Raw genomic sequence first — 24,167 nt, 5'->3', positions numbered from 1 at the left:
CTCCCTTGGTTGCATTTATCTTTATAAGTTCAATTGAAATACGGCTTTGCGATCTCCTACTACAACCCCTTGATCATTAATAATTTCAGGTGGGAATGCCTCTTTGAGACGCTGAATGGTGTCGCTACTCTTATAGCCTATTTGCTCCAATATGGATGTTATCACATAAGCACATTCCTCGTCCGAACCGTCAGCAATCTTGATTGCAAAGCCCAGTTGCTCTTCACGAAGGGCAAATCCAAATATTCCTTTGAAACCGCCCTTAGCTACGATGTTTGTGTCTTCCATCAGCACAGAATCCAGCCTTCCTGTTCCCCCAACAAGAAGAGGATACTTGATCATGGCATTCTGGATACGCTGCACAGCTTGTCGTGTCGAATCATCCTTAATGAATTCGGGACAAGCTAAATGTAAATAAGACTTTGCGATTGCTGGTAGAGGCAGCGCATACACTGGGAAGCCACACCCATCTGTGCCAATTCCCATCTCTGCGACGGTCGCGCCAGAAAGTTCACAAATGATGGCTGTAATTTCTTGTTGGGCGGGGTGATTAGGATCGGTATAGGATGCTTTGTCATATCCTGCATGCTGACACCATGACAATACGCCAAAGTGCTTGCCAGCGCAATTATGGAACCTCCGTTCCCGTTCGCCCCCCTCACGCAGCCAATGTTCCTTTGTAGGCTCGTGCAAAGGGAGGGACAGATTACAAACGAGGTCGCTTTGGATCAAGCCGGTTCTTTCCATGATGGCATGCATCGTATCCATATGAAAGGATTCACCGCGATGAGATGACATCATAAGTGCCAACTCTCGATCTGTCAGTCCGAAATGCTCTAACGTACCGCTTTTGACTACCGGAATCACTTGGAACGGTTTTCCAGCAGATCGCAAGAAGCGAGGGCTTTCCATGTCCCCTAACGCATAACGAACGCTCCCGTCTTTGCCTACTCCGCATATTGCCCCTCTATGTTCACATTCAAGCCAATTATTGCGAGTTTCTTCAATTAATCGTTCATTCATGCCGATTTCTCCCTCATAAACAAGTGATACTTATGTGTAAATTATAACGAAACCAGAACCGAATTCCTAACGTAAGTTTCATATTAGTTAAATCATTAAAAATACCTGTCTAATTAACCAATGGTATTTTAATCAAAAAGGCGAAGAAACAAATTAAAGGAGTGTACGTTTGACCATGTCCAACTCAACATCTACGAACAGCCGAGCAGTTAATTATACCGTCAGCCTCATATGGGGCTTTGTTCTCGTTCCGCCGCTCTTGCTGATATTAGGCTGGATAACTAAAGGCGTAATGAGTAACGACTTTCACCGCGTCGATACTGCGGTTACTGATTTCCTACGACAAGGGTCAAGCCCTCTATTAACCAAAGTCGTTGTCTTTTTTACGCATTTTGCTTCGAGCCACATCATTATTCCACTCGCGATTTTGCTTGCGTTATGGTTTGCGTTTAGTAAAAAGCTGTACATGCATGCCATTACGCTGCTTATTGCCCTTACGGGAAGCTATCTCCTAAATGAAGGAATGAAAGCGTGGCTGCAACGTGCACGCCCTGAATGGGAGCATTGGGTAGCTGCTACCGGGTACAGCTTTCCAAGCGGGCATGCTATGGTTTCGACTGCTTTTTATGGGATGCTGACATACATTATCGTGCGTATTTGTCGGGCAGCAGGCAAACCGTCTGCCTATATAGGAGTAGCAGGAGCATTACTCATCGTTGCTATCGGATTAAGCCGCGTCTATTTGGGTGTTCATTATATTACAGATGTGTCAGCAGGATTTGTGGCGGGTGGCATCTGGCTAATTGCTTGCATGTACGCACTTGGATGGATGACTCGAGAAAAATAAGTGTTCTCCTTCATAGTCATTCGATAACACATTTGTTATCATAAGAGTGATTCAAAGCTCGCTAATAAGTTTATATGTTCATTAACTACTGTTATACAAAGGAGATCATTACGATGACAACACAACATTCTTCCGTAAATGAAACATGCGATACAAGAGGATGTTCCACTTTTGCCAAAGGGGTTCTCATTGGCGGCCTTATTGGTGCGGCAGCAGCCCTATTGTTGGCGCCGAAATCAGGACGTGAATTACGTTCTGACATTAGTGATAAGGCACACGATGTATCTGATAAGACGAAGGAAGTAGCAATTGATCTAAGCTCAAAAGCAGCAACGGCGGTCAAAACTGTAGGCGCTAAAGCAGAAGCTGTTGTCACTGGCGTCAAAGAAGCATCCGCTAACATTGTTACACAAGTAAAAGATGTAACGATTGATGCTGCAAATCAAGTCAAGGAAGCTTCTGTTGACATCGCAGAAGAAGTAGTTGAGCAATTAAAGAAAGACTAGGCTTATTTAGGGAATACGTAAGCGTAAGCACGTTAGTGCTTGCTGCAAATAGTAACGCGATCCTCAACCCAAGCTGAGCGCTCATAAAGTGCTCTCTTGGGTTGATGTATGTTTAAGGGGTAATGATGGCACCTTAAGAACGGTGCGGTTTCATTTGTAGAATTGAACAAGCAGTTTGTTAATTTGAACAAAAACGAGGTTCACATTTTAGAATTCTAAACGAAGATATAAAGCGCTTACATTGTTATACTGAGGGTACATCAACTGATGAACCTAACTTGAACAAGGGGGCTTACCTCAATGATTATTGGCGTACCTAAAGAAATCAAGAACAATGAAAATCGCGTAGCAATCACTCCTGCTGGTGTTATGGCTTTTAAAAAAGCTGGACACACTGTTCTTGTCGAGCACGAAGCAGGTCTTGGCAGCGGCTTTACAAACGAAGATTATATCCGTGTAGGCGCTGAAATTGTCGCAGAAGCTAAAGACGCGTGGGCAGCCGAAATGGTAATAAAGGTTAAAGAACCATTGTCTTCCGAGTATGGGTACTTCAGAGAAGGACTTATTTTATTCACTTATTTACACTTAGCAGCAGAGCCTGAATTAACGAAAGCTCTTGTCGATAAAGGCGTAACTGCCATAGCTTATGAAACTGTACAAGTAGGTCGCACACTGCCACTATTAACACCGATGAGTGAAGTTGCAGGACGCATGTCCGCTCAAATCGGAGCACAATTTTTAGAAAAGCCGCACGGCGGAATGGGTATTCTGCTTGGAGGCGTACCAGGGGTAAAACGTGGTAAAGTAACGGTAATCGGTGGTGGCGTCGTAGGCACAAACGCTGCTAAAATTGCAGCCGGTCTAGGAGCAGACGTCACGATTATGGATATGAATCCAGATCGCCTTCGTCAATTGGACGATATTTTCGATAAGAGCGTTCATACATTGATGTCCAACCCGCTTAACATCGCAGAAGCGGTGCAGGAATCTGATCTTGTTATCGGCGCGGTGCTAATCCCGGGAGCTAAAGCACCTAAGCTTGTGACGGAAGACATGATTAAGTCGATGAAACCAGGTTCTGTAGTCGTTGACGTAGCCATCGACCAAGGCGGCATCATCGAAACAGTAGATCGGATTACAACACATGACAACCCAACTTATGTGAAGCATGGTGTTGTACACTATGCCGTAGCTAACATGCCTGGTGCAGTGCCTCGTACATCTACGATTGCACTCACAAACGTAACGATTCCTTACGCGCTTCAATTGGCAAACAAAGGAGTTCACAAAGCGCTTGAGGAAAACCAAGCACTTATGCTTGGCCTTAATACAGCTTCTGGCTCTGTAACTTATGAAGCAGTAGCTCGTGATCTTGGTTATGACTACGTGCCAGCACAGGATGCCCTCAAGAAAGCACCTGCACACGCTTAAGCTTAAAGAGTATACAGATATATAGAAAACACGTCATTTTAATACGTGCAAAGAAAATGGATGCGCAAAGTTTTGCGACAACAATGCAGATAAATAGATAAAGAGACATAAACTGCACTAAAACAATCTATATTCCATAAGGATGTCCAAAATGGTTGAACGTATGGTTCCACAAATCAAACGTTCTCGATCGGATTATAATAGCAGCCCCGTTGCGTATATTTAATTGCGCAGCGGGGCTGCTTTATGTGTTTATTTTTAAATGGTCTTCATACTATTAGTGGATGGTGCGCTTAACACAAAGTATAGTCAGGACAGATGAACCCGTACTTTTAACCAGTAAGTGCAGAACGTTACATATATTTAATGTACAGCTCAGCACGGATCTATTCCTTTATCATTAACGTATACCACCGCACAGTCACCCTAATAAGAACCACGTCAGATAATTAACTTAGGATGATTAACGTAATAGTCGTAACCGCGGTTACGACACAGGCTGCACATACGTCACACGGACGCTTTAGCTCACCTGATCATCCTCTCGAAACCTTCTACACATCCCAAGCACGTACAGGGCGTTCCTACAATACAATACAATACAACAACTTTAACAACAGGTGCCTTCATTCCCCTCACCAGCACTGCACAATAAGGGAGGATGAACGATTGCAGATCATATGAACTTCTAAAACAAAAATAAGAGCTGTCAAAACAAAAAAACTGCTCGACCAGTCTATGCAGACCAGAAGAGCAGTACTTAATCATGCAACCGTGTAACCTAATCGTTCGCTTCCCTGCTATTCGTTTGATGCTCTTAGTGAATCCTCCACGCTGTCGCCTTTCTGTAAGTGGCTGTGGCGTCTGGAGTAACCAAAGTATACAATTACACCTAGCAGCAGCCAAATGCCAAAGTACAACCAAGTTTGAAGTGGCAAATTCACCATTAAGAACAGACAGCAACCTACCGAAATGATCGGAAGCAATGGTACTAATGGTACTTTGAAGCCACGCTGCATGTTTGGATGTGTCTTACGCAAAATCATAACGGTGACACCAACCATCGCAAAGGTGAGCAAAGCTCCAATGTTAGCCAAGTTGGACAATTCTTTCAGATCGATAAAGCCTGAAACGAAGGCACTCACGAGTCCGGTCAGCCATACAGCTGTAGTCGGAGCTTCCTTCTTATTCATTTTCGCGAACATTTTTGGAATAAGCCCATCACGACTCATAGAGTAAAATACACGGGTAGTTGCGTAAATGTACGCGAACACAACGGCCATAATCCCGATGATGGCACCAGCAGCGATTACACCTGCTACTGCATCTTGTCCAACAACGTGCAGCACGTGTGCCATAGCTTCAGGCACGTTTAATTCCGTATAAGGCACCATACCTGTCATTACTAAACATACAACAACGTAAATCAAGGTACAAACGCCGAGCGAGGTAATAATACCGATAGGCAGATCCCGCTGCGGATTTTTCACTTCTTCGGCTGATGTCGATAACGCATCGAATCCTAAAAAGGCAAAGAACACGGCTGCCGCACCAGACATTACACCTTCAAAGCCGTAAGGCATAAATGGAGTCCAGTTAGAAGGCTTAACGTAAAACACGCCAACTACGATAAACAGGAGAATAACACCAAGCTTAATGGCGACCATAATGTTATTTACCTTCTTGCTCTCTTTTGTACCACGTGAAAGCAGCCAAGTAATAAACATAATGATCATCATGGATGGCAGGTTAACCAGTCCGCCTTGACTCGGAATCGTAATTAACTCTTTTGGCAAATCAAGCCCAAAGCCAGATAAAAAGTTATTCAGATATCCGGTCCAACCACTGGCCACTGCCGAGGTGGTTACCACATAGACGGACAATAGTGTCCAACCCATCAGATGAGCGACAAATTCACCGATTGTGGCGTACGAATAAGTGTAAACGCTTCCACTAACCGGAATTGCAGATGATATTTCCGCATAACATAGTGCTGCGAATCCACACACAATCGCCGCCATAATAAACGAAAAGATGACGGCTGGACCAGCGTCACGGGCAGCTACAAGCCCTGTTAATACAAGTACGCCTGTCCCAATAACTGCTCCAATACCAAGAAGCGTTAAATCCATTGCACCTAATGACTTCGTGACGCTTTTGCTCTTGCTTTGCAACAGCATCTGCTCTACATTTTTCTTCCTAAATAGTTCTGCCATCTAGGTCACTCCTCACTAGACGCCAAAACGTCAACTTTACGGTTCCACATTATTATTTTACCATGTCACGGTTTATATGCGCAGCACGCAATTATTGGAAACGATTACATTTCTGTGACACCTTACGTTTTTTTACGATTACCACGTGTCTTTTTCTTGGGTTACCCTGTCGTTCACTAGCTTGATCGTTAGCTAAGCATCTCTTCTAGTCCAATTTAGTCCAATTCAAATAGGACAAACCTGCACCAACTATACGGTACACATTTGCCCTTAATCTTTACATGTCCATTTCATTATAAATCCCTAGCCATCATTATCTGCTTCAGCTTCTCCGTTGCCCTTCTCTGAATACGAGAGACACTCATCTGCGAAATACCAAGCTGCTCTGCTGCCGTTCGCTGCGATAAGCCTTGCTCAAATACAAGCTGCAGTACTTGCATTTCCTCCTGCTGCAACTCCTTCATCGCTTCGAGCAGATCCATCTTACGTTCTACAGCGTCGTAATCATTTACGTCTGAACTGATTAGTTCGCCCAGCGTGGCTGCACTCTCCTCTTGAGACAGTGGGGTGTCGAGTGAGACATAATGATAGCACTCTCGACCTGCCAATACTTCCAACGTTTCTTCTACCGTCAGCTCCAATTGCTCCGCAATTTCCTCTATGCTAGGTGAGCGTTCAAGCTTTACGGTGAGCAAATCAATCGTTTGCTGCACCAAAGCACCCTTTTCTTTAATTCGCCTTGGCACTTGGATGTACCAAGACTTATCCCTTAAATAATTTTTCATATGACCAATCATACTTTTCATGGCATAAGCCTCAAAAGGGACACCCAATACGTGATCAAACTGGTTTAGCAGACGGATAAGCGCCATATTGCCAACCTGCATCAAATCTTCATAGAGGTCTGGACGATTACGCGATATTTTTCCAGCAGCCATCTTCACCATAGGCTCGTACTTCTGAATTAAAATAGTAGCTGTATCGTTATCTTTGGTGGCTTGATATTGGCGGATGAGATCATTAGCGGAATGGGACTGGGGAAGTAGGCTCATCGCAGTTCCTCGCTAAACTGCTGGATACGTTTCTTCATGCGTACTTCCGTACCGCGCCCCTCTATGCTGACAACCTCCACTTCATCCATGAGTGCCTGCATTAAGTAGAAACCAAGTCCTCCTGCTTCCACTTCATCAATTGACTTATCGTGCCACCCCAACAGTTCCTGCGTCTCTTGCTCCGCACGAAAGCTGCTGCCCTCATCACGAATCGTCAAACCAAGCTCGTTGCTCCCAATGTCAAATACGATATCCACCATACCGCCATCCTGGTTGTATGCATATAACACAGCGTTATTACAAGCTTCCGACACTGCCACTTTCATATCCTCGATCTCTTCGTAACAAAATCCAATTTTGCTGGCAATCCCATATAACGTTAAACGAACCAAATCGACATAGTCAGCTTGCGCAGGCAGCGTTAATCTGACCTGCTGCTGTATTTTGCTATCAGTCATGATTCATGTCCTTTCAATTATCATTTTCAAGTCCTTACTGGCTAGACGTTAAAAACTTCGAAATGCCTGTCATATCAAACAGCTTTTGAACCTGAGACGGAATATGCTCCACGAAAAATGGTGCTTCTGCGGCTTTGCGTACTTTGACAATGGAAATGAGAATGCCAATGCCTGTGCTATCAATGTACGTAAGCTTGGATAAATCTAGTGTAAGCTGATTTGTTGAATCAGTTACTAGCGGCTCCATAAACGAACGAAACTCGCCAGAAGCAGCCAAATCCAAATCACCTTGGAGTTGAATCGTAATTTGCTGCCCATCTTGATGTGTTACGACTGCAAAATGGTTTGTGCTCATATAGTCCTCTCCCATTATTCCACTCATTTTATGAAGAAATGATATACCTGCTTAGCTAGTAAAGTATGTTGATTCTACGCTTCGTTCCCTATTACCCTGTTGTTGAAACGCTGAAACATTAAAATTCAAAATGATTGTCATCCGCAAATATGGATGCTATTCTCTCTCATTGCTCCAATTTACCCAAAACAACTGTAAATTGAAACATCGCGCCACGATCAAGCGCATACGCAGCAATATCACCTTGCATCATCTGCACTATAGATTTGCTAATGGCAAGGCCTAAACCACTGCCACCATAACGACGATTCATAGAGGAATCAAGCTGTGAGAACGGCTGAAATAATGCATTCATCTTATCAACCGGTATTCCAATGCCGGTGTCCTGAACTTCAATTCTCAACCGACAAGTGTGATCGTCTTTGTGATCTGGAACCACTTCGATGCGAATACAAATCTCACCGTCATCCGTAAATTTGATCGCGTTACCCACTAGATTAATGAGCACCTGACGCAGCCGAATCATATCACCAAGCAAACAAGCCGGAACGTCCTGCTTTATATCCACAGTGCATGTTAAATGTCGCTTGCTCATCTCCGCTGTAAACAATTCCAGCACTTCCTGAATCAAAGCCTTAAGGTCGAACGGATACTCTTCGAGTTCTAGCTTGCCGGACTCCATTTTAGTAAAATCCAAAATGTTGTTGATTGTCTTCATTAACGAATCCGCACTTTTTCGAATCATCTCCGCATAATTGCGCTGTTCCAGACTCATCTCTGTATCTTGCAGCAGATCAGCCATTCCAATCACACCATTTAGCGGAGTCCGAATCTCATGGCTCATCACGGCCAGAAATTGCGTTCTGGCCAGCGCTGCTCGTTCTGCTTCTTCCTTTGCCAGTGCTAACTCGCGATTTATTCGTTCCAATTCCAGTGTTTTTTGATGCAGCAGCATTTTCTGGGACTTCAAACGCTTCTGCGCAAGGAAAATACCCACAAAGCTCTGAATTTTGGACCGTAAAATGTGCGGTACAAAAGGCTTGACCATATAATCAACGCCGCCTGCTGAATAGCCTGCAAACAGATGCTCAGACTCCTTGTAGTTAGCCGAAATAAAAATAATCGGAATATGCTGTGTCTTCTCCCTCGCTTTAATCCACTTGGCTGTCTCAATGCCATCCATGCCTGGCATCTGCACATCAAGCACAATGACGGCGAACTCCTCTTTCATGAGATGCCTCAATGCTTCTTCTCCTGAGGTCGCCTTAATGAGCCGATAGTTCTCTTCCGAGAGCACCGCCTCCAAGGCGAGCAAGTTCTCCGGACGATCATCGACCAATAGAATGTTAATAGGTTCTAACGTAGGCATGTTGCCTCCTCGATCGGTTAGCGAATTTTTCGATATATTTTCTCTACACGGTCTACTTCCTCATAATGCGACTCACAGTCTGTAAAATGGATCGATTCTTTGGACCCTAGCACCAACACTCCTAATGGAGCTAGACTCTCGCAAAACAACCGATGGACCCGGTCCCGCAGCGCATCATTAAAATAAATCATGACATTCCGGCAAAGAATAACGTTAAATTCATTAAACGACATATCTGTAGCTAAATTGTGATCTGAAAATATAATATTTTTGCGTAAAGATGGATGAAAGATTACGCTGCCGTCCTCCGCTGCGTTGTAATATTCGGAAAAGGATCGCTTTCCACCAGCCTCCAAATAATTAGTCGTATACAGGCGCATCTTATCTAAGGAACAACGGCCTTCCTTCGCTTTTTGCAGCACAACAGGGTTCATATCAGTCGCATACAATCTGGCTTTCTCGTACAGTCCTTCCTCCTGCAACAGAATGGCCATCGAATAGACTTCCTCCCCTGTTGAGCAGCCCGCATGCCATATGCGAATGTAAGGATAAGTCCGTAACAGAGGTACCACTTTATCACGGAAAGCCGCATACATTTTAGGATCACGAAACATCTCCGTAACAGGGATCGAAAGCGTATGAACCAAGCGCTGCACATAATCGCGATTGTACAGCACTTTCCCTTGAAGTTCTGATATTGAGGCCAACTGTTCAGCGTATACCTGATGCCAAATTCGACGCTTCAAAGAGGGATACGCATAATCTCGAAAGTCGTAGCCATAAACTTTGTACATTCCCTCTAACAACAATTCAATCTCAATACGTTCGCGATCAGCATCGCCGTGTCTACGCATGTCCTGCGCGGATACTTGATCAGATTCATGCTCGTCCATGCTCGACTTCCTTTCCGATTCCTCTACGTCTGTATGGCCTTTTGATTAATGCTAGGTGTTGTACAGCCATACTCTCATTAGAGACAGCAGTTGCTCGGTTTGGAACGGCTTGCTGACATAATCAGATGCCCCCGCCTCAATGCATTTATTACGATCTTCCTTCATCGCTTTGGCTGTAAGTGCAATAATCGGCAGCTTTTCAAATGCAGGCATTTGGCGAATTTGCCGCATCGCTTCGTAACCGTCCATCTCCGGCATCATCATGTCCATCAGGACGATATCAAAGGTAGGGTTTCGTTGCAAAGCTGCCAAAGCCTCCACTCCATTTTCTGCATACTCAATCACCATATCAAATTGCTCAAGTACGCTCGACAATGCAAATACATTCCGTACATCATCATCTACTAGCAATACGCTTTTACCAGATAACAACTGATCCTTTGGCTCTATCGCCTGTTCAGGCTGATAAAACTTATCCTCTTCTAATTCGACGCGATTCAAGAGCAGCATCGTCTCTTGCAGCAGACGCTCCGGCGACTTCACGTTTTTGATAATAATACTTTGTACGCGCTTGCGCAGTTCAAGCTCTTCTTTGTGATCTAACGACTTGCCTGTATAAATGATAATAGGCAGATGCGCAAGCTCCGGCAGCGTCTGTGCCATATGCTCGATCAGTTGAAAGCCCGTCATATCGGGCAGCATCAGATCAAGCACCATGCCGTCTATCTTCTCTTGTGCAAGGTATTGTAACGCCTCTGATCCCGTAGATACAGCGGTCACAGTCACATTGGCTCCTTCAATAAGAGCAATCATCGATTGCCGCTGCGGACCATCATCTTCCACAATCAGAAGCCGCCTGCGTTCGAACATCCACGGCCGTACCTGAGCAAGTTGGGGGTTGCCAGCAAAATTCTCCTGCTTCTTTGCATAGCTGGCCGCCACCTCGGACAGCATCTGTATCTGTGGAAGCCTTACACTCTCCTTTTCACCCGACACGCCGTCCTCGATCTGCTTTGCCACCTCTCGAACCAACTGCTCGATCTCGGACAAGTGGCTGTTGTCCGCCATAGTTGGCAGATGGGCTAATTGCTCTACCTCCGTATACATCGGCAGCAGCAACGTAAACAGGCTACCTTCCCCTACTGTGCTGCTAACTGTCAAGCTGCCACCCAAAAGACGGGCCAGCTCTCTGCTAATCGATAATCCTAAGCCAGCACCACCGTATTTGCGGCTTGTCGTACCGTCCAACTGCTGAAACGCTTCAAATATAAGTCGAAGCTTCTCCTGCGGAATGCCGATACCGGTATCTTTCACCTGAATAGCCAAAAATGCGGGCGATTCTTCACCCTCATTGGCATCCATATCCAAGGAAGGTGCTATCAATAGCTCAACACTACCCGAATTCGTAAACTTAAAAGCATTCGACAATAAGTTTCGGACAATTTGCTTTAATCGAACGGAATCTGTGTAAATAGATGCCGGCAGCCCCTCTGCAACGTGCAGGTGGAATGTAATTCCTTTCTGTGAGGCAATCGGCTCAAAGCTATCATACATAAAGCTAGTTATTTCTTGAATATGCATTTGTTCGTAATCAAGCTGCATTTTTCCCGCGTCTATTTTGCTTAAATCTAAAATTTCATCAATCATCTTTAACAGATCCGCCCCAGACATATGAATCGTCCGCGCATATTCAACTTGTTTCTCTAGCAAATTGCCTTCCTTGTTCTCGCCTAACAACTGCGAGAGAACGAGCAAACTATTCAGAGGCGTCCGCAATTCGTGAGACATATTGGCTAGAAACTCTGACTTGTACTTGGACGCAAGCGCCAATTGCAGCGTCTGGCGCTCCAATGTCGTACGCGCGCGTTCCAACTCCTCGTTCTTCTCTTGCGTGCTCAGCATAGTCTCTTCCAGCGCTCTAGTCTTAGCAATCAACTCTGTATTGTAATGCTCCAGTTCCTCCTGCTGCCGCTGTAGAAGCTCTTCCGAACGCTTGAGCGCCTCCGTCTGCGCTTCTAAGTGCTCATTCGAACGACGCAGTTCTTCTTGCTGCGTCATTAATTCCTCTGATTGGCACTGGAGTTCCTCTGTCAGAGCTTGAGAATCTCGCAAAAGCTCTTCTACACGCATCTTACCTGATATCGTATGGATAATGACTCCTAAATTGATCATCAGTTGTTCGAGCAGCTTATACTGTATATCTGTTAGCGGCTTCAACGACGCCAATTCGACAACACCAAGCACCCGCTGCTCAAATGTGATCGGGTAAAAAACTAACTCCATTGGTGCTGCTTCACATACACCAGATTGAATCCGCAAAGAGCAATCTACCATATCATGAATAACAATCGGGCGTTCATCAGCGGCGCACTGTCCGACTAGACCTTCCCCAATGGCAAAGCTGTGCTCAGCTTCCAATTGATGCACAGACGCATAAGACCCATACAGGCGCAGCTTATTGGATTCTTTGGCATCATCACGAATATAAAGTGCACCGTACTGAGCGCCTAGAATGGGGGTGAATTCGTTTATAAACGTCTGTCCAACTTGCTGTAAAGTTGTCACTCCGTGTAACAAGTCCGTTACTTTTGCCATGTTGCTATCGATCCAGGCTTGCTGTTCTTGCTCTAATTGAAACTGCTCTTCGATCTTTTTACGTTGCTCCAGATCAGAAACCATAGACTTAAATACCTCAATGACTTCACCAATCTCATCATTGGTATATGCCTTCATCTTACGGATAATAGCTGTGCGGCCACGAGAAAGACTGCGGATCATCAACGCCATCGTGTTCAAATTACGAGTTACTCCTGGAATAACCCATAACATAACACCAACGCTTAAAATGATGCCTAATCCCATCATTCCTATCGTCCAAGCGATAGACTGCTCATACAGCTGTTGAGATTTACGAAGCTGGTCATCCATCATCATTTCATGATAGCTGGCCAGACTGTTTAAATCCTCCTGGAGTTTCTTCAAATAGGGCAGCCCAACACTATTCCTCAGCTCGTTGGCTTGTGCCACTTGGTTAGATGCACTCAACCGCTCCGCTTCTTCCACAAACACCATATAATTCGCCCACGACCGGTTCACTTGCGAAATGTTTTCCTTTTCCTGAACGGTGAGGACGGTGTTCTCCAGCAATTGAAGCGCTTGGATAACTCTTTTCTTATAACGCTGAATTTCTAATGCCGCCTCTTGTGTACTTGTACCCCCATTTAGCAGCTCATTAACAAGCTCGCGTGCCATATTGTTGGAATCATCTCTGGCACCCGAAGCCGCTTTTACTTTTACAAAACGTTCATTATAGAACCGTTCAATCTCCGTTTGCATGCCGCTCATCCGTACATACGAAATCCAACCGAGTCCTGCCAAAATAATCATAACAGATGCAAAACCTATGATTAACTTTGTCTTCAGCTTCACGCTGGTTCCTCCTCTACACTCCGCACAGAAACCCATACCATACATTTATCATCCTCTCGTGCGCAAGGATTGCCAAACAAGGTGGACCACGTCTCCGCATTTATCGATTCCTCTTGCTTCATTAATTGCGTCAAGTGCGCAATGGCCTCATCGAGAGTATCTCCGGCAGCCTCCACAAGACCATCCGTATAAAGAGCCAACCGATACACATTCGTACATCTAATCATCTTTGACTCTACCTCAAGCTCAGGAAACATCCCGACAGGATGGCCTGTAGACTTCAGATGGACGACCGTTCCGTCACTCATTACGACGATACCTGGCGGATGACCCGCATTGGCATACTGAATCTGGTGCTGCACCGTATCCACAATGACGTATATTGCCGTCAAATAATACATCGTTAAGCTGTCGCTCATATGTAAATAATGAAACTTGTTGTTCAAGCTGCGCAGCACACCATCTGGTGTCTTTTCATCCATGACCGTATTACGAAGTGCCGACGCAATGAACATGCACAGCAGTGCAGAAGACACCCCGTGGCCCATCATATCTAAAATGAGCACCCCGTATTTTCCATTTCCTAATGGAAACCAGGCATATAAATCCCCTGCCAACTCTTCAGAAGGTTTGTAAATGGCCTGTATCTCTATTTTTTCATCTGAATAGGGCTCCGTTAGAACTGAGGCTTGCACACTAGCCGCCAAACGAAGCTCCTCGCGGATATGACGATCTCTTTCCTTGTGCCAGTCCTTCTCTTTTTTCAGGCGTAAAGCTAGTCGAATCCGCGCCAGCAGTTCAATACGGTTAATAGGCTTCGTCACATAATCAACCGCACCTGCATCCAACGCCTCCGCCAATGTATTGGAGTCTCCAATCGCCGTAACCATAATGATCGGAATATCACGCAGCATGGGAAAGGTTTGAACATGTCTGCACGCTTCTAATCCATCAATTTCAGGCATCATCATATCTAGCAAGATGAGATCGATGTCCGGTTCTTTTAAAGTATCTGTACTGACGCCTGACTTCTTCAGTCCCAGTACCTCGTACATCTCTCTAGCGGAAGAAACGGTCGTAATACCGGTATAATCGGCTTTACGTAATATCTCTCGTATAAGCATTACATTCGTCGGGTTATCGTCGACAACGAGTACGTTCAATTGCGGTTCTCCCCTATCTTTGCAGCGTCATCTCAACTATGTCTAAATGAGTCAAGTAATTGCACACCATATAAAAAATTGTACTATATAACCACACAAGCTAAGCAACTAACTGCTCATGGCGCCCCCCACTAGTAGGCGCTATCCCTCATAAAAACATAGCCGGCTATCTAATGATAACCGGCTATTTCTATTTCGAGCTGTTGCGGAACAATTGCCACGCCTGCACTCCGATATCTACCCACGACTTCCATGCTTCCGAAGAAGCTGCTGCACCCTTAGGAGCCGGCTTATTAGCAGCATTCGTAGCCGCTGCCTCGGCGATCGCCAGTGGCATCATCATCTTTGCTTCCGTCTCGGGAGCAGCATGCACCGATTCCGCGGCACCGGCTTGTACGGCTGCGGATGCTAACGCAAAATCGACAGCCGCTGCCGGGCCAGATACTCCACTCGTGCCTGTATCTGGCGCTGCGTCTGTAGGTACCGCGGCCTGTGCGCGTGATTTACGTTTCAGCTTATCGGTGTCAAAGCGTGTTGCCGCCTTGCGCACACCGTTTACGAGACCAACAGAAACTTGTCTAGCTACTGCCGTTACTTCATTCAGTGCTTCGCCGATATTTTCAATGGAATCAACAAGTGGCTCTATCTTCTTCACCTGCTGCTGGATGCCTGCTGTCATCTCATTGGCATTGCGGGCAACCGCCTGCAAATCTCCGCTTAATGCCTCAACCGTGCGCTGTACTTCCTCCAACGTTGCCGATGCACGGTCTAATGAACGCTTGGCTGTTACCAATGTCTGAATTAAAAATATAACGAGAACTACAAAAGCCAATGATGCGATTAAAGCACTGATTTCCAGTATCATTTTGCACCCTCTCTTCCCCACAACGAATAGATATGTCTGCTAATAAGTCTATCCTAGTAGAACTTTACTCTTATTGTATATGAATATGTACATATTTGCTGCACATAGATCGAAATGTTCCGATATTAGCCATACCGTGCTCGCCCGTCACGATGCGTGTATTTACGAATATGCATGGATGTTAGCATGTATATGAGCATGCATATTTGCAGGTACAGAGAAGAATAGAACTAACCATGTATACCCCTAGACAAGACGATTGAATCACAAAAATGAAATAACATAAGAAATGTTTCAAACCGATTTTGATTTGGTTATACAATCTGCAACAAACTACAGCAATCCAACAGTTGTTTACTAACGAGGACAAAGGAGTGAATATGATGTTAAGATGGGCCTTGCTCTTTTTTATCATCGCAATTGTCGCAGGTATATTCGGATTTTTTGGTATTGTAGAGGCGGCAGCCTCGATTGCAAAAGTACTCTTCTTTATTTTCCTAATTTTGTTTGTCATATCGTTACTTACTGGTAGAAGGACACCATGATTTTACACGAACGGTCTGCAACAGAACGAACAAAGGCTGTACCGGTGTAGAATGATCTACAACGGTGCAGCCTTTTAATTTTTAATCATACGCCCTACTTCTCCGCCTCTGCTAGCCGCATTAAAACGCATAGTTAAGCGGAGATCGTCGATTTTTTTGGCTTCCAACGAATTTCCGCCAATACCATTCCACCGAAAATAAGTGCACAGCCGACAATTGCCCATCCCCCCAACGTCTCATTGGCAAATGTGACACCTGTAATGGCCGCAAATACGGGCTCTGTGGCATAAATGATGGCCACTCTTGTCGCTGACGTATACCGCTGACTCCATGTCTGCGCCCAAAAAGCAAACGCAGTCGAGAGACCAATAGATACCGCAAGTGCAACCAGCACATCGGAATTGGTAAGCGAAGTCCATAGGGCAGCAGGCGAACCAAGCGACTCTGTGAATAAAGAAAAGACAGCCGACAGCACTCCCACTGTACCTAATTGTACAATTACAAGCGGCAGCGTATCGTACACAGGGGCATATTTACCCGTCAGAGCAATTTGCAATGCAAAGCAGATCGCACAGAAAAACACGAGCAAATCCCCCTTATTAAAGGTTAATACGCCTCCATTAAACGTAAGCAAATACAATCCTACAAAGGCAATCATCGCCGCCGCCCAAGTGGACCAAGCAAGCCGCTGCCGCATAAACAGCAGCATCGCAAAGGGAACAAGCACAACCGAAATGCCAGTAATAAAGCCTGTGTTTGTAGTCGTTGTATGCAAAAGTCCAATAGTCTGCAAAGCATAGGCACCAAACAACCAGCAGCCTAGCAAGCTGCCATGTAGCAGCAGCTTGCGCGACCAATTGTATTTGCGACGACGGTACATCAACATCATGATAATTACAAATAGGAACGTTGCCCCTAAAAAGCGAACCGCGTTAAATGCCAGCGGCGGCAGTGTTTGTACTGCCTTTTGCACAATAATAAAAGTGGAGCCCCAAACAAAGGCAACCAACAGCAAACATAAATTTGCGATCCAAGCACGTGTCATTCCGTCGGCTCACCTCATTTAATCAATTGCAGGCTTATTACCCGTGAAGCAGGCGCTGCCAAGCGCCACTACCGATGTCTCCTCAGTATGAAAAGCCTGAAGTGAGATTACAAACGCGAATGGCTCTGGCTTTAATGCGTATGCCGGTAATTGCGCTGGACCACAGCTGTTGCTGCCAAGGCCGTTTTGGCGATAGTCCAGATGCAGCGTGATCGTATCCCGCTCCTTCAGTTCGTGCAAATGCTTGGCTCGTTCCACATCAGCATCTGTATAAGGGTGCGCGCTGAACTCTAGCACTGGGTCTCCACACGCCATCAATCCTGTGCCACGCAGATCATGCAGTCCCACCCAACGAACATCTGTACGATTGCCGCTCTCTTGCGGATACACGTACGGGAAAGCCAATTCACGCACCGTAGTGGTATAAACACCAACCTCACTCGCCAGCTTACTATCTGCATAATTTTCACCTGGGCCGCGCCCATACCACGTCACCTGATTCATCGTTCTTGGCAAGGAGATTGACCAGCCAATACGCGGCAGCAGTTCAGGTGGCGAGCCTATTGGTTCACCATTCGCTTCCAAACGTATAGCTCCATTCCGAGAAACTACATATTTGATCTGACAGCGGAAGCCCCAATCGTATACAGGCGGAGCGATCCGAATATCAAATGTAATTACTACACCGTCAGCATTCTCCTCCACTGCGTACGCGTCAACCTTTTGCGTTAGCCGGTCCAGGCAAGCCTTCTTCCAATTTTGCAAAACATACATATCGTTGTCAATCGGAGCGCGCCAGAAATTCAGCCTTGGCCCAGTGTGTAATAGCGCTTTGCCCTCCAATGTCCAGCTATCGAGCGTCCCTTCGAGCAAATTAAATACCATTTTACACCTTTCACTTTCCACCCGCAGCAAATGTTCGTCAATTCGGCAGCGAAGAGGAGCCCATTGATCCTCCTGTGCCGATCGTTCGACGGCCAATAGGCTAACCGTTGAAGCGGCGGATGCCGTGCTATGGGTTGTTGCCCCACGTGCAGCCACTGCCAAAGCTTCCTGCGCTGTAGCCTGCTTCAGCTTGCTTGGCAGCCGCAGCTGTACGGAAGCTACTTCATGCCCGCGGGCAGCCCACGGCTCATCTTGGGCAAGCGTCAGCTTTAAGTTCAGCCAGCATTCAGACTCTGACGATGCATCTGCGTCCACAGTGCTGCCGCTGATTAATGGATGAGCAAGCTGTGGGAACGGCAGCTCTATTTGCTCGGAAGCCCCCGCCGAAATAGACGGTAAGGCACTGGTTCCGCTTGCAAGCACTTGACCATATTTGACGATAGACCACCCCAATAACAAATGATCCAAAGTAATAAAATCATACAAATTCATGATTTGGATGACGCCTGCATTTAAATCTATAGCTTCCACTTGCAAAGGTTCAAGGACCTTTTTATATTCCAGCAATCCCGGCGAAGGCACGCGATCTGGTCGTACAAGACCATCGATGACAAAGTTGCCGTTGTTCGGTTCGTCGCCATAGTCCCCGCCATAAGTGAAATAGGCTTCGCCCTCCGGGCTGTATGCCAGCAAGCCGTGATCTATCCACTCCCATACAAAGCCACCTTGGAGGCGACGATACTTGCGATACACTTCATCATATTCTTTTAATCCACCTGGTCCATTGCCCATCGCATGAGCATACTCACAAACGATATGAGGCTTATCCAACTCTTCTAGCTGCCCGAAGCCCTCTAGCTTTTCAACTGAGGAATACATCGTACTAAATACATCACTTACAGCAGCTTCCCGATCGCCCTCATAATGAACGAGACGTGTCGGGTCTGCTTGATGCACCCATTGGCTCATCGCTTTATGATTGCAGCCAAAACCTGATTCATTGCCAAGTGACCACATAATGATAGACGGATGGTTCTTGTCACGCTGTACCATTCGCTCGATGCGATCAACGTAAGCGGCCTCCCAGTTCGGATCATCGCTTAACCAGTCAGGTTTGCCCACCAATTCGGTACCGTGTGTTTCCAGATCCGCTTCGTCCATTACATATAGACCTAACTCGTCACATATATCATAGAAGCGTGGATCGTTTGGGTAGTGGGCTGTACGCACAGCATTAATATTGTGCTGCTTCATCATTAGTACGTCCTGCCGCATAACGGCGTATGGTACATACCGGCCAAGCTCTGGATGATGGTCATGACGATTTACACCTTTAAGCTGTATTGCCACACCATTTACTAGCATCTGACCGCCGCGGACTTCTACTTTGCGAAAGCCGACCCGACTAGGAATAACTTCAATCAGTCGGTGATGAACATCGTACAATGATAATAGCAGTGTATAGAGATAAGGGGTCTCTGCCGTCCACTTGTTCGGATTCGTCACTACCGTATTCATCCGTAACGTATAGGATGACGATGTTTGTTCAGTAGCCAATCGCTTCGATTCCTGCGATTCCTCTAATTCCTGCGTTCTCTCCGACTTGATGTGCATAACGGCTTCACTTGCTCCTGAACGAACGAGACATCCATTCACATCAAACAGTTCATAGGTAACGTAATAACCGCTATCTATACCTACACGCTCTTCTTTTATGCACTGAAGCTCACACTCTACGAATAGCGTCGCATGTTGATAAGCACTGTCCATGTCTGTCCTGATGCTAAAATCACGAATATGGACTTGTGGCTCTGCTATAATAGATACGTCCCGAAATATACCGCTTAACCACCACATATCTTGATCTTCCAAATAGCTGCCATCCGACCATTGATATACACGAACAGCTAATGTATTGCTCCCCTCGCGCACATACGTTGTAATGTCGAACTCCGACGGTAAGCGACTGCCTTGGCTATAACCGACAGGCTGACCGTTGACCCAAACATGAAAAGCACTGTCAACACCTTCAAATCTTAACGTTTTGCGCATACCTGCCCAAGCCGGTGAAATCGTAAACTCCCTTCGATACGAGCCTGTCGGGTTTTGGGCTGGCGCATGAGGGGGGTCCAACGGAAATGGATAGTACAGGTCGGTATAATGAGGACTCCCATATCCTTGTAACTGCCAGTGTCCTGGCACTTCAATGGCGGCCCAGCCTTCCGTATCATAATCCTCCATGTAGAAATGAGGAGGGGCTAGTTCCGGCCGCTCGTCGTAACGAAACTGCCAGCTTCCGTTCAACAGACGAAACCACGGCGATCCACCACGCTCATACTGCCAAGCCGTTTGCTTGCGCGCATGTGGAATAAAGTACGCACGGCTTGGCTCGCGATTCAGTTGCAGCACGTCCAGATTACTCCAATCCTTCTGCATGTTATCAATAGATGTCACTTTTAATGTGTTGTCTGTATCCTGTATCGAATGTCTGACGTTCATTTGTATATTCCTCCTTGCGGCTTCTGTGTCTAGCTCTTAATTCCTGTAGTTGCAATCCCTCCGACAATATAGCGCTGCGCAATAAAGAACAGAATGAGCGGCGGCAAGCAAATCAGAAACGTAACAGCCATTATAGATTCCATTTCCACACCATACATGCCACGGAACTGTGACAGACCAAGCGTAAGGGTATACTTACTTTGATCGTTTAAGAAAATAAGCGGCCCCAAGTAATCGTTCCAACTGCTCAGGAAGTGGAACACCCCGACCAAAATGAGCGCAGGACCCATAAGCGGAATAATAAGACGTACAAAAGATTGCAGCGGATTTGCACCGTCGATACGGGCAGCCTCCTCCAACTCGATCGGAATCGTCATAATAAATTGACGCAGCAGGAAAATAAAGAAAGGTGCACCGAAAAATGCGGGTACAATTAACGGCTTTAGTGTGTTAATCCATCCTAACGCGTTAAATTCCATATACAGTGGAATCATCGTCACTTCCCACGGAATCATCATCGATGCAAGCAAAATCACAAATAACGTATCCCGCCCTTTAAATCGAAAACGAGCAAAACCATAGGCTACAAGCGCCGACGATGCTAACTGCCCGATAAGGGATAGCAGGGTTACAATTAATGAATTGGCCAAGAACGTATTAAATGGTTGAATCGTCCACGCTTTAGCAAAATTATCGAAATTAAAAACGGTAGGCAGCCACTTCGGCGGAAAGACGTACAATTCTTCAGGTGACTTGATCGCCGTCGTGATCATCCAATAAAACGGTGCAAGAAACATCAAGGAAAACAGAGCGAGCACCGCGTATACGAGCACTTTTTTCATAAGATCACCCCATCTATTAAGTGCGGAACCAAACATTGAACGAAAGAGACCCGCCCAAGCTTATCCTTTCTGTCCCGCTTTCATTTCTCCCTCATAGTACACCCAGGCAGAAGATGATTTAAACACCATCATCGTCAACAGCAGAACTACAATGAACATAAACCAGGCGTTAGCAGAGGCGTATCCCATTTTCGAAAATTTAAAAGCGTTCTCATACATATACATGGCATAAAAATAAGTGGAATGAAGCGGCCCGCCGCCTGTCAACACTAACGCCAGCGTTAGCTGCTGGAAAGCCGATATAATCGTTGTAATCAAGTTAAACAGGATGGTCGGTGACAACATAGGGACCGTAATTTTGAAAAACTGTGCCACTTTGCCCGCACCGTCAATGGCAGAGGCTTCGTACAAGTCTTTTGGAATATTTTTGAGACCTGCCAAAAAAATAAGCATCATCGTGCCTTGCCCCCACAAGCTCGCGATAACCATCGCAATCGGGGCCCATGTCGGATCGTTTAACCAATTCGGGCCTTCGATACCTACTAACGACAGGAAGTAGTTCAAGATGCCATACTCTCCGTCGTAAACCCAAGCCCATATCATGGCCAGTGCAACACCGGAAATGACGGAAGGCAAATAAAACGCCGTTCGAAACAGTCCGCTTCCCTTAACATTTTTGTTCAACAGCATAGCTAGCAGCAGTGCAATAATGATATTCAGTGGCACAAATAATATGGCAAACTTCACAGTTACTTCCAATGAGGTATAAAACAAAGGATCATCTGTAAACATTTCTTTAAAGTTGGCAAGGCCAACAAATGTTTTCTCTCCTACAATGGGCCAGTCATAAAAGCTAATGATTAGTGAGAAAATGAGGGGCCCGAGAGTAAAAGCGATAAACCCGATAATCCACGGCATAATGAACAAATAAGGAATCGTCTTTTGTAAACGCAGGCTTGTCGATCTTTTTACTTTGGTCTCCATAGACTTCGTTCCTTTCCATCCTAATTCGATGTGGGGCGTCCCCCGTTGTGTATTATTGTATTTGGATTGTAAGCGTTTTTACACACACGGCTGTCTGGCTGGAGGGGGCACTTTGTTAGTAAATCTCGGCCTTTAATTTTAGCATAGGTGCCGTATTGTTCGCTTCATATCACCCTATTGTTAGGTACGATCTAACCGTTGTACACTAGCGTGAGCTGTACAGACCTAAAACTGTGTTGCGATGCAAATTTGCCTGTTAAACTGACCCTTGGCTGTTCAGTACACTTCAAAAGTTTCCACATCAAAAAAAGGTACTGCCCCATGTCATTTGTGATGACTTCAGGTACAGCACCTTTTTGAAAAGAGGACGACTTACTTCTCCCCCATATACTTGCTTGCATCCTTTACAGCCGCATCCAATACCTTCTGTGCTTCTTGACCTAACATTACTGCATCAACGGCTGTTGACAGGTGACGATTCACCAATTTCCAGTTTTTGTTCAACAAAAAGGAAGGTGTCTTATCGGAACGCTCCAGCATCGTATAAAATGGCTTATATAGCGGGTCCTGATCAAACTTCTTTTCCTGTACAATACTTTTGCGGATCGGCAGATCGGCATCACTCTTCATTTTGACTGCCTCTTCAGAAATAAAAAACTTCACGAACTCCCAAGCCAGCTCCTTCTGCTTAGATTGCTTTGCTACTGAGATTGCACTCATCGCAATGACACCCTTCACTGGCTTGCCGCTAAATGCAGGCATTTCAACCGTGCCAAAGTCTACTTTCGCTTCTTTAAAGCTTTCCAGCGGCCAGACACCACTTTCCCACATCGCCAACTTGCCTGCTTTAAAAATATCGTTGCCGTTTAGTTGGTTTTTACCACCAACGAGTACAGCAGAACCCTCCTTAACCATGTCCCCGAACAACTGCAACGCTTGTGCCGTTTCCGGACTATTCATGTACCCCTCAATCGCCTTACCGTCATCACTTATAAAGCTGCTGCCGTTACTCCAGACAAAACCTTGCATATCATACGGATCATTCTCGGCACGAACACCAAAGCCGTACTGCTTTTTGGACTTATCCGTCAGCTTGGCAGCCGCAGCCTTAAAATCATCCCATGACCAGCCGTCTTTAGGATGTGGAACACCCGCTGCATCAAAAAGTTTCTTGTTATAGTAGACGGCACGGGAGGAAAAGCCAGCCGGAATACCATAACTCTTCCCGTCCACCTTTACATAATTAAACAAACTTTCATAGATGTCATCCAGCTTTAAGCCCGCATCCTTGGCGATATAGTCATCAAGCGGCTCCAAATTCGTATAATAAGTTGGGAAATCCCACATCAGCATGACATCCGGTGGGTTGCTAGCCCCAAAGGAAGCTGCTAGCTTCTGATCAAATCCATCTGCATAAGGCTCAATCTGTACTTTTACGTTCGCATTCGCTTTTTCAAACGCTTTTGCGATGTTTTCCATCACCTTGAGGCTCTCACCTGTATCCCAAGTTGCAAACCGCAGCACCGTCTTTTCCGACTTGCTGCCTTGCTGATCTGAAGAACTGCCCGTGCTGCCCTGACTGCCGCCGCATCCGCTCAAGATCGCTGTACACATGACCATTAGAACGGTTATCCATTTTAACTTTGCGCTCATCCGTACGTCCCCCTAATTGATTGTTGTTGTTGACGTACCCTCAATTTAAGAGAAATAAAGCGTTTTCAAAACAGTCATTTGTTTCTTTTTTGGGGTTATTTTGTCCG

19 protein-coding genes are annotated in these 24,167 nt (G+C 45.8%); 4 read left to right on the top strand and 15 right to left on the bottom strand.

Annotation, left to right across the window (positions count from 1 at the left end):
- Nucleotides 1–21: 21 nt before the first annotated feature.
- On the bottom strand, nucleotides 22–1,023 hold the full coding sequence (locus H509_RS0107480; RefSeq protein WP_028544535.1) for an asparaginase: 1,002 nt from the start codon (nucleotides 1,021–1,023) through the stop codon (nucleotides 22–24).
- A gap of 175 nt (nucleotides 1,024–1,198) precedes the next feature.
- On the opposite strand from H509_RS0107480, the gene H509_RS24595 reads away from it, so the two are divergent.
- The 3 genes from H509_RS24595 (at nucleotide 1,199) to ald (ending at nucleotide 3,807) form a co-directional block, all read left to right on the top strand.
- Nucleotides 1,199–1,870 carry a phosphatase PAP2 family protein gene (locus H509_RS24595; RefSeq protein ID WP_245596001.1) on the top strand — a complete coding sequence of 224 codons (672 nt, stop codon included), beginning with the start codon at nucleotides 1,199–1,201 and terminating at the stop codon, nucleotides 1,868–1,870.
- A 113-nt stretch (nucleotides 1,871–1,983) separates the two neighbouring features.
- Nucleotides 1,984–2,376, top strand: coding sequence for a YtxH domain-containing protein (locus H509_RS0107470; RefSeq protein ID WP_036696568.1), 393 nt, complete (start codon nucleotides 1,984–1,986; stop codon nucleotides 2,374–2,376).
- Nucleotides 2,377–2,676: 300 nt separating this feature from the next.
- A complete protein-coding gene (gene ald / locus H509_RS0107465) occupies nucleotides 2,677–3,807 on the top strand; it encodes an alanine dehydrogenase (RefSeq protein WP_028544533.1) in 1,131 nt (376 codons plus the stop codon).
- Nucleotides 3,808–4,607: 800 nt separating this feature from the next.
- Here ald and H509_RS0107460 read toward each other — a convergent pair.
- From H509_RS0107460 to H509_RS0107420, 9 genes are all read right to left on the bottom strand, one after another.
- Nucleotides 4,608–6,023, bottom strand: a complete 1,416-nt coding sequence (locus H509_RS0107460; protein ID WP_028544532.1) for an amino acid permease — start codon at nucleotides 6,021–6,023, stop codon at nucleotides 4,608–4,610.
- A gap of 293 nt (nucleotides 6,024–6,316) precedes the next feature.
- Complete coding sequence (locus H509_RS0107455) at nucleotides 6,317–7,075, bottom strand: sigma-70 family RNA polymerase sigma factor (RefSeq protein ID WP_028544531.1); 759 nt, start codon at nucleotides 7,073–7,075, stop codon at nucleotides 6,317–6,319.
- Nucleotides 7,072–7,533 (bottom strand): anti-sigma B factor RsbW, encoded by a 462-nt coding sequence (rsbW, locus tag H509_RS0107450; RefSeq protein WP_028544530.1) that lies wholly within the window; start codon nucleotides 7,531–7,533, stop codon nucleotides 7,072–7,074. The genes H509_RS0107455 and rsbW overlap by 4 nt, the downstream gene beginning before the upstream one ends.
- A 34-nt stretch (nucleotides 7,534–7,567) precedes the next feature.
- Nucleotides 7,568–7,888 carry an STAS domain-containing protein gene (locus H509_RS0107445; protein ID WP_028544529.1) on the bottom strand — a complete coding sequence of 107 codons (321 nt, stop codon included), beginning with the start codon at nucleotides 7,886–7,888 and terminating at the stop codon, nucleotides 7,568–7,570.
- Between the two features lie 166 nt (nucleotides 7,889–8,054).
- Entirely contained in the window at nucleotides 8,055–9,257 is a 1,203-nt protein-coding gene (locus H509_RS0107440; protein WP_028544528.1) for a response regulator, read from the bottom strand.
- A 17-nt stretch (nucleotides 9,258–9,274) separates the two neighbouring features.
- The gene (locus H509_RS0107435; protein ID WP_157277534.1) at nucleotides 9,275–10,111 is read right to left on the bottom strand and encodes a CheR family methyltransferase; all 837 of its coding nucleotides are present in this window, start codon (nucleotides 10,109–10,111) and stop codon (nucleotides 9,275–9,277) included.
- A 90-nt stretch (nucleotides 10,112–10,201) separates the two neighbouring features.
- Nucleotides 10,202–13,579: a response regulator gene (locus H509_RS0107430; RefSeq protein ID WP_028544526.1), complete on the bottom strand. Its 3,378-nt coding sequence runs from the start codon at nucleotides 13,577–13,579 to the stop codon at nucleotides 10,202–10,204.
- Nucleotides 13,576–14,742 carry a SpoIIE family protein phosphatase gene (locus tag H509_RS0107425; protein WP_028544525.1) on the bottom strand — a complete coding sequence of 389 codons (1,167 nt, stop codon included), beginning with the start codon at nucleotides 14,740–14,742 and terminating at the stop codon, nucleotides 13,576–13,578. Before H509_RS0107425 ends, H509_RS0107430 begins: the two co-directional genes overlap by 4 nt.
- Nucleotides 14,743–14,932: 190 nt before the next feature.
- On the bottom strand, nucleotides 14,933–15,607 hold the full coding sequence (locus H509_RS0107420; protein WP_028544524.1) for a DUF948 domain-containing protein: 675 nt from the start codon (nucleotides 15,605–15,607) through the stop codon (nucleotides 14,933–14,935).
- 383 nt (nucleotides 15,608–15,990) lie between these two features.
- Between H509_RS0107420 and H509_RS27140 the strand changes: the two genes are divergently transcribed.
- A complete protein-coding gene (locus H509_RS27140) occupies nucleotides 15,991–16,152 on the top strand; it encodes a DUF1328 domain-containing protein (protein ID WP_028544523.1) in 162 nt (53 codons plus the stop codon).
- 133 nt (nucleotides 16,153–16,285) lie between these two features.
- Here H509_RS27140 and H509_RS0107410 read toward each other — a convergent pair whose 3' ends face one another.
- The 5 genes from H509_RS0107410 to H509_RS0107390 form a co-directional block, all read right to left on the bottom strand.
- Entirely contained in the window at nucleotides 16,286–17,197 is a 912-nt protein-coding gene (locus H509_RS0107410) for a DMT family transporter (RefSeq protein ID WP_028544522.1), read from the bottom strand.
- Between the two features lie 18 nt (nucleotides 17,198–17,215).
- A complete protein-coding gene (locus H509_RS24590; RefSeq protein ID WP_245596000.1) occupies nucleotides 17,216–20,581 on the bottom strand; it encodes a glycoside hydrolase family 2 TIM barrel-domain containing protein in 3,366 nt (1,121 codons plus the stop codon).
- Between the two features lie 29 nt (nucleotides 20,582–20,610).
- A complete protein-coding gene (locus H509_RS0107400) occupies nucleotides 20,611–21,423 on the bottom strand; it encodes a carbohydrate ABC transporter permease (protein WP_028544521.1) in 813 nt (270 codons plus the stop codon).
- A 60-nt stretch (nucleotides 21,424–21,483) separates the two neighbouring features.
- Nucleotides 21,484–22,407 carry a carbohydrate ABC transporter permease gene (locus tag H509_RS0107395; protein WP_028544520.1) on the bottom strand — a complete coding sequence of 308 codons (924 nt, stop codon included), beginning with the start codon at nucleotides 22,405–22,407 and terminating at the stop codon, nucleotides 21,484–21,486.
- A gap of 372 nt (nucleotides 22,408–22,779) precedes the next feature.
- Nucleotides 22,780–24,060 (bottom strand): ABC transporter substrate-binding protein, encoded by a 1,281-nt coding sequence (locus H509_RS0107390; protein WP_028544519.1) that lies wholly within the window; start codon nucleotides 24,058–24,060, stop codon nucleotides 22,780–22,782.
- Nucleotides 24,061–24,167: the final 107 nt, after the last annotated feature.

Origin of the sequence: Paenibacillus taiwanensis DSM 18679 (assembly GCF_000425125.1) — a bacterium.
Taxonomy (GTDB): domain Bacteria; phylum Bacillota; class Bacilli; order Paenibacillales; family Paenibacillaceae; genus Paenibacillus_B; species Paenibacillus_B taiwanensis.
Note: the sequence above shows the minus strand (reverse complement) of the source record. Positions and strands in the feature narration are given on the sequence as shown.